Genomic DNA, 5,798 nt, shown 5'->3' on the forward strand with positions numbered 1-5,798 from the left:
AATGCCAACATTGGTAACTCATCGGTTAGCTCATCTATTGAAGAAGAAGTAGAAAAAATGGTGTGGTCTACCCGCTGGGGCGCAGACACCGTGATGGACTTATCAACGGGACGTTACATTCACGAAACGCGCGAATGGGTTGTACGTAACTCGCCTGTACCTATTGGCACAGTACCGATTTATCAAGCGCTTGAAAAAGTAAATGGTGTGGCTGAGGATTTAACGTGGGAGATTTTCCGCGATACGCTTATTGAACAAGCCGAGCAGGGTGTTGATTACTTTACTATTCATGCGGGTGTACTGCTTCGCTACGTACCAATGACGGCTAAACGTGTAACCGGTATTGTGTCGCGCGGTGGCTCAATTATGGCTAAGTGGTGTTTAGCGCATCACAAAGAAAACTTTTTATACACGCACTTTGAAGACATTTGCGAAATTTTAAAACAATACGATGTGTGTTTTTCATTAGGTGATGGTCTTCGCCCAGGCTCGATTGCTGATGCCAACGATGAAGCGCAGTTTAGTGAGCTGCGCACATTAGGTGAACTGACTAAAATTGCGTGGAAACACGACGTACAAGTATTTATTGAAGGCCCAGGGCATGTGCCAATGCACATGATTAAAGCCAATATGGATGAGCAATTAAAGCATTGCGACGAAGCGCCATTTTACACTTTAGGCCCGTTAACGACCGATATTGCACCAGGGTACGATCATATCACCTCTGGTATTGGGGCGGCCCAAATAGCATGGTACGGCTGTGCAATGCTTTGTTATGTAACACCTAAAGAGCATTTAGGCCTGCCAAATAAAGAAGATGTAAAAGAAGGCTTAATTACCTACAAAATTGCAGCGCACGCCGCCGATTTAGCAAAGGGGCACCCAGGCGCGCAAGAGCGCGATAACGCGCTATCAAAAGCACGTTTTGAGTTTAGATGGCATGATCAATTTAATATTGGTTTAGATCCAGAGCGTGCTCGTGAGTATCACGACGAAACCCTTCCGCAAGAATCAGGCAAAGTGGCTCACTTTTGCTCTATGTGTGGCCCTAAATTTTGCTCTATGAAAATTAGCCAAGAAGTACGCGATTACGCTAAAGATTTAGAAACACGCGGTATTGATCCAAATGACGCTGGCGAGGCTATTGAAATAAAAATGATTGATGTAGAAGCCGAGATGAAAGCTAAATCTGCCCAGTTTAAGCAAACAGGCTCAGAAATTTACCACAAAGCGGTATAGGAATAAGTTAGATACAGATGTAGGTGAGGTTTTATACCTCGCTTCTTTAAACATTGAAGAAGTGCGAGTGAGTTCGCACCTACTAATAACTGCTTTTGGAGGTTTTATGTTTTATAACATTGCTGTGGTGGGTTTTGGTTTAGCAGGGCGCTTAGCTGCCCTTGAGCTAAGTAAGTTGCATCATGTAACGGTGTTTGAAGCAGACGATGAGCAAACCCCAAATAGCGCCGGTAAAGTGGCAGCAGCCATGCTGGCACCGCTGGCTGAGTCGGTATTGTGTGAGGCTGATTTAGCTTTAATGGGGCTTGATTCAATGAAGCGCTGGCCAGAAATAGTGAGTGAACTTGAGGGGGATGTGTTTTTTCAGCAGCAAGGTACATTGGTCGTTGCGCATCAGCAAGATAAGGGCGACCTACAAAGCTTTACTCAGAGAATAAAGCCCATAGCAGGGCACTGCGCTCAGGCATTAAATGCTCAGCAAATAGCGCAGTTAGAGCCAGAGCTTGCTAATCGGTTTAACCAAGGTCTATTTTTACCCTGCGAGGGGCAAATAGATAACCAAGCCTTTTATAAAGCAAGTTTTACCATGCTCAACAAGCGCAAAGTTAAGTGTGTGTTTAACCAGCGCGTAACCATTAAAAACGGCGAAATAAATAATCGGCCATTTGACTATATTATAGATTGTCGTGGGCTTGGTGCTAAAAGCGATAAACCGCTTAGAGGTGTGCGCGGTGAAGTAGCAAGATTATATGCACCTGAAGTAAATTTAACGCGACCTGTGCGTTTAATGCATCCGCGTTACCCAATTTATATAGCGCCTAAACCGAATCATGAATATGTAATTGGTGCGACCGAAATCGAATCGCAAGATAGCGGCGCCGCAACAGTGCGATCAACTCTTGAGTTACTTTCAGCGGCTTATACCGTACACAGCGGATTTGCCGAAGCACGGCTACTTAATATTCAAACCGGATTACGCCCTGCATTTAGCGATAACCGCCCAGAAGTATCACAAGTTGGTAATGTAATTAGCATTAACGGCTTATATCGTCATGGTTATATGCTGGCACCGGCATTAGTGGCGCAAGTAGTTTCACGAATAGAGTGAGAATAAAATGAACATTACAATTAATGGCGAGCTACTTAATGTTAATAGCAAAGCACTCGTTGAGGTACTTCAAAGTTTTGGTGCAGTTGCGCCTTTTGCTGTGGCTGTTAATGGCGAATTTATTCCACAAAGTTGGCACAGTAACTATGTACTTAATGAGGGCGACAGTGTTGAGTTGCTGTCACCCATTCAAGGCGGATAAAGCTCATGCAAGCTAAAGACTGTTTAACTATTTATGGTGAGCAAATAAAGAGTCGTTTATTAATCGGCTCTGCGCTTTATCCGTCGCCCGATATTATGACCCAATCGATAGTCGCCTCAGGGGCTGAAATTGTTACCGTGTCGCTTAGGCGCCAACAAAGTGCAGCAGCCGGTGATGACTTTTGGCGGTTAATAAAAAATACAGGCTTAAAAATACTGCCTAATACCGCCGGGTGCCACAGTGTTAAAGAAGCCATAACGCTTGCAAAAATGTGCCGAGAGGTATTTGCCACCGACTGGATTAAGCTGGAGCTGATTGGCGATGATTACAATTTACAGCCTGACCCTTTTGCGTTACTTGAAGCCACAAAAATATTAATTAATGATGGCTTTAAAGTATTGCCTTATTGCACCGATGACTTAGTACTTTGCCAGCGCTTAAATGAGCTAGGGTGTGAGGTGCTTATGCCGTGGGGGGCGCCAATAGGCACCGGTAAAGGCTTGTTAAATAGCTATAATTTAAAAACTATTCGAGAGCGTTTACCCGATACCACATTAATAGTAGATGCAGGTTTAGGTTTGCCATCGCATGCCTGCCAAGCACTCGAAATGGGGTATGATGCGGTATTATTAAATTCAGCCATTGCAGGGGCGGGCTGCCCAATTACTATGAGCCGCGCATTTAAAGCCGCAGTTGAAGCAGGGCGCTTTGCATATCAAGCAAAAGCAATGCCTGAAAAAGACGTTGCAGCCCCATCAACCCCAACAATGGGTATGCCATTTTGGCATCAGCAGTGAAGGAAAGAATATGAATAACGTAGTGTGGACAATTGCCGGATCTGACTCTGGCGGCGGTGCAGGTATTCAAGCAGATATAAAAGCAATGCAAAGTTTTGGTGTACATGGCTGCACGGCAATTACGGCGCTTACTGCACAAAATAGTTTAGGCGTAGAAGCTATTAATGCAGTGTCTACCGATATTATTGAATCGCAGTTACTTGCGCTTGAAAAAGACATGAAAGCCAAAGTAATAAAAATTGGCATGTTAGCCAATGTGCAGCAAATTCAGTTGATCAGCGAACATATAAGTCATTATAAAGCTAAGTGGCCTGTGCCTCCCGTTATTGTATATGACCCTGTCGCTATTGCCTCAAGCGGTGACTTACTAACAGAAGAGGACACGGTAAGTGCAATAAAAGAATGTTTACTGCCGCTGGTGGATGTAATAACCCCAAACACCCACGAAACACAGTTATTAACCGGTGTGTATTTAATTGGCCCGGCTGCAATAAAAGAAGCGGCTAATAAGCTATTAAGCTGGGGTGCAAAAGCCGTTGTTATTAAAGGCGGGCATTGGGATTACCCAAGTGGCTACTGCATTGATTATTGTATTGATAGTAATACACAAAATGGCGAAGAATATTGGTTAGGTAATCAAAAAATACAAACACCGCATAACCACGGCACCGGATGTAGCATGGCTTCGGTCATTGCTGCGTGTTTAGCTAAAGACTACCCATTAAAAGATGCCTTTATTTTAGCTAAAGCATATATAAACCAAGGGCTAAAACAGTCGGTACGCTATGGCGAAGGGATTGGACCGGTTGCTCATACATCGTTCCCCACTAATTTAGCTGACTACCCACAAGTGATTGAGCCGGGGAGTTGGCTGGGTGATGAATTAGATTTTGATGTGCCGCTTGATTTTAATATGGCTGCTGATTTTGCTCCATGTGAAAGTAAATCGCTTGGCTTATATGCAGTTGTAGATAGTACCGATTGGTTAGAAAAGTGCTTACAACAAGGTATTAAAACAGCGCAGTTACGCGTTAAAAATAAAACGCAAGACGAGCTTGATGAGCTCATTAAGCATGCTGTTGAGCTGGGCAAGCAATACAACGCACAGGTATTTATAAATGACTACTGGCAGTTAGCTATTAAGCACGGTGCATATGGCGTGCATTTAGGGCAAGAGGATTTAGACATTGCTAATTTAGCGGCAATTAAAGACGCTGGGTTAAGGCTTGGGCTTTCTACTCATGGTTTTTATGAAATGCTACGTGCGCATAATTATCTCCCTAGTTATATGGCATTTGGCGCTATTTACCCAACCACAACAAAAGATATGACAGGTCAAATACAAGGCCTTGAAAAGCTGATTAAGTTTGTACCACTTATGCAAAGCTACCCAACAGTAGCAATAGGCGGGATTGATTTAAGCCGTGCAAGCGAGGTTGCAGATACAGGTGTAGGCAGTGTTGCGGTAGTACGAGCCATAAGTGAAGCAGATGATTATACTGCTGCGATTAGCGCGCTGAAAAGTGTTATAAACCAGTCTAATGGATAAGCTCAGCGATAAAGATACTCTGCGTTATAGCCGCCATTTGTTGCTTGAAGAAGTTGGGCTTGAAGGGCAATTAGCACTTAAATCCTCAACGGTTGCAGTAGTGGGGGCTGGTGGTCTAGGTAGCCCAGCGCTTTTATATTTAGCCGCTGCAGGTATTGGAACGCTTATTTTAATTGACGATGATGAGGTGGAGCTTTCAAACTTACAACGCCAAGTGCTTTATAAAATAAATCACTTAGGACAAAGCAAGGTCGCCGCAGCGGGTAAAGTATTAGCGAGTCTTAATAATCAAATAAACATAGTAACGCATTGTCAAAAGCTAGATGAGAGTAATGCAGCTAACATGCTCAAAGGTGCTGACATCGTACTTGATTGCTCTGATAACTTTAGTACTCGCTATAGTGTAAACCGTTATTGTATTAGCAATAAAACACCGTTAATTTCGGGTGCTGCACTCGCAACCAAAGGGCAATTAATGGGCTTTGATTTTAGGCAAAGTGATAGCCCATGTTATGGCTGTGTTTTTCCACAGGGCGAAGCTACACCGGTTATCAATTGCAGTAACGCTGGGGTTATTAGCCCGTTACTTGGTGTAATAGGCTCTATGCAGGCGCAACTTACGCTCAACTTATTGCTGGGGCATGCAGAGGGAGGTGTGTTTATAACCTTTGATGCGCTCACTTTAAAACAACAGCACTTTAAAGTGATTAAAGATTCAGAGTGTAAAGAGTGTGGTAAATAAGTTTTTGAGGGGCTTGTGCCTTTTATTAAATGTAGCGTTAAAGAATTAAAAGCTGCGCTTTTCGCGTGAGCAAGCTTCACGCCTACAACATATCAAACTTTTGCACCAAGCTTGTTGACGCACAGCTTGCTGGCGTGACGAGCAAAGCTCGTAATTTCTAT

Annotated in this window: 6 protein-coding genes; all 6 read left to right on the forward strand. The window is 43.7% G+C overall.

Going from position 1 to position 5,798, the window contains the following annotated elements:
* On the forward strand, positions 1-1,239 hold a 1,239-nt coding region (gene thiC, locus H5072_RS10195; RefSeq protein WP_182693468.1), incomplete at its 5' end, for a phosphomethylpyrimidine synthase ThiC.
* 106 nt (positions 1,240-1,345) lie between these two features.
* Positions 1,346-2,347 (forward strand): FAD-dependent oxidoreductase, encoded by a 1,002-nt coding sequence (locus tag H5072_RS10200; RefSeq protein WP_182693469.1) that lies wholly within the window; start codon positions 1,346-1,348, stop codon positions 2,345-2,347.
* 7 nt (positions 2,348-2,354) lie between these two features.
* Positions 2,355-2,549, forward strand: coding sequence for a sulfur carrier protein ThiS (gene thiS, locus H5072_RS10205; protein ID WP_154904268.1), 195 nt, complete (start codon positions 2,355-2,357; stop codon positions 2,547-2,549).
* A 5-nt stretch (positions 2,550-2,554) separates the two neighbouring features.
* The gene (locus tag H5072_RS10210) at positions 2,555-3,346 is read left to right on the forward strand and encodes a thiazole synthase (protein ID WP_182693470.1); all 792 of its coding nucleotides are present in this window, start codon (positions 2,555-2,557) and stop codon (positions 3,344-3,346) included.
* Between the two features lie 10 nt (positions 3,347-3,356).
* Positions 3,357-4,895, forward strand: a complete 1,539-nt coding sequence (gene thiE / locus H5072_RS10215) for a thiamine phosphate synthase (protein ID WP_182693471.1) — start codon at positions 3,357-3,359, stop codon at positions 4,893-4,895.
* Entirely contained in the window at positions 4,888-5,637 is a 750-nt protein-coding gene (locus tag H5072_RS10220; RefSeq protein WP_182693472.1) for a HesA/MoeB/ThiF family protein, read from the forward strand. The genes thiE and H5072_RS10220 overlap by 8 nt, the downstream gene beginning before the upstream one ends.
* The last annotated feature ends 161 nt before the right edge of the window (positions 5,638-5,798 follow it).

This window comes from Pseudoalteromonas sp. SR45-5 (assembly GCF_014163565.1).
Taxonomy (GTDB): Bacteria; Pseudomonadota; Gammaproteobacteria; order Enterobacterales; family Alteromonadaceae; genus Pseudoalteromonas; species Pseudoalteromonas distincta.

Coding starts and splice junctions, on each gene's coding strand:
- H5072_RS10200 (WP_182693469.1), top strand. CDS start 1,346: ATGTTTTATAACATTGCTGTGGTGGGTTTTGGTTTAGCAGGGCGCTTA.
- thiS (WP_154904268.1), top strand. CDS start 2,355: ATGAACATTACAATTAATGGCGAGCTACTTAATGTTAATAGCAAAGCA.
- H5072_RS10210 (WP_182693470.1), top strand. CDS start 2,555: ATGCAAGCTAAAGACTGTTTAACTATTTATGGTGAGCAAATAAAGAGT.
- thiE (WP_182693471.1), top strand. CDS start 3,357: ATGAATAACGTAGTGTGGACAATTGCCGGATCTGACTCTGGCGGCGGT.
- H5072_RS10220 (WP_182693472.1), top strand. CDS start 4,888: ATGGATAAGCTCAGCGATAAAGATACTCTGCGTTATAGCCGCCATTTG.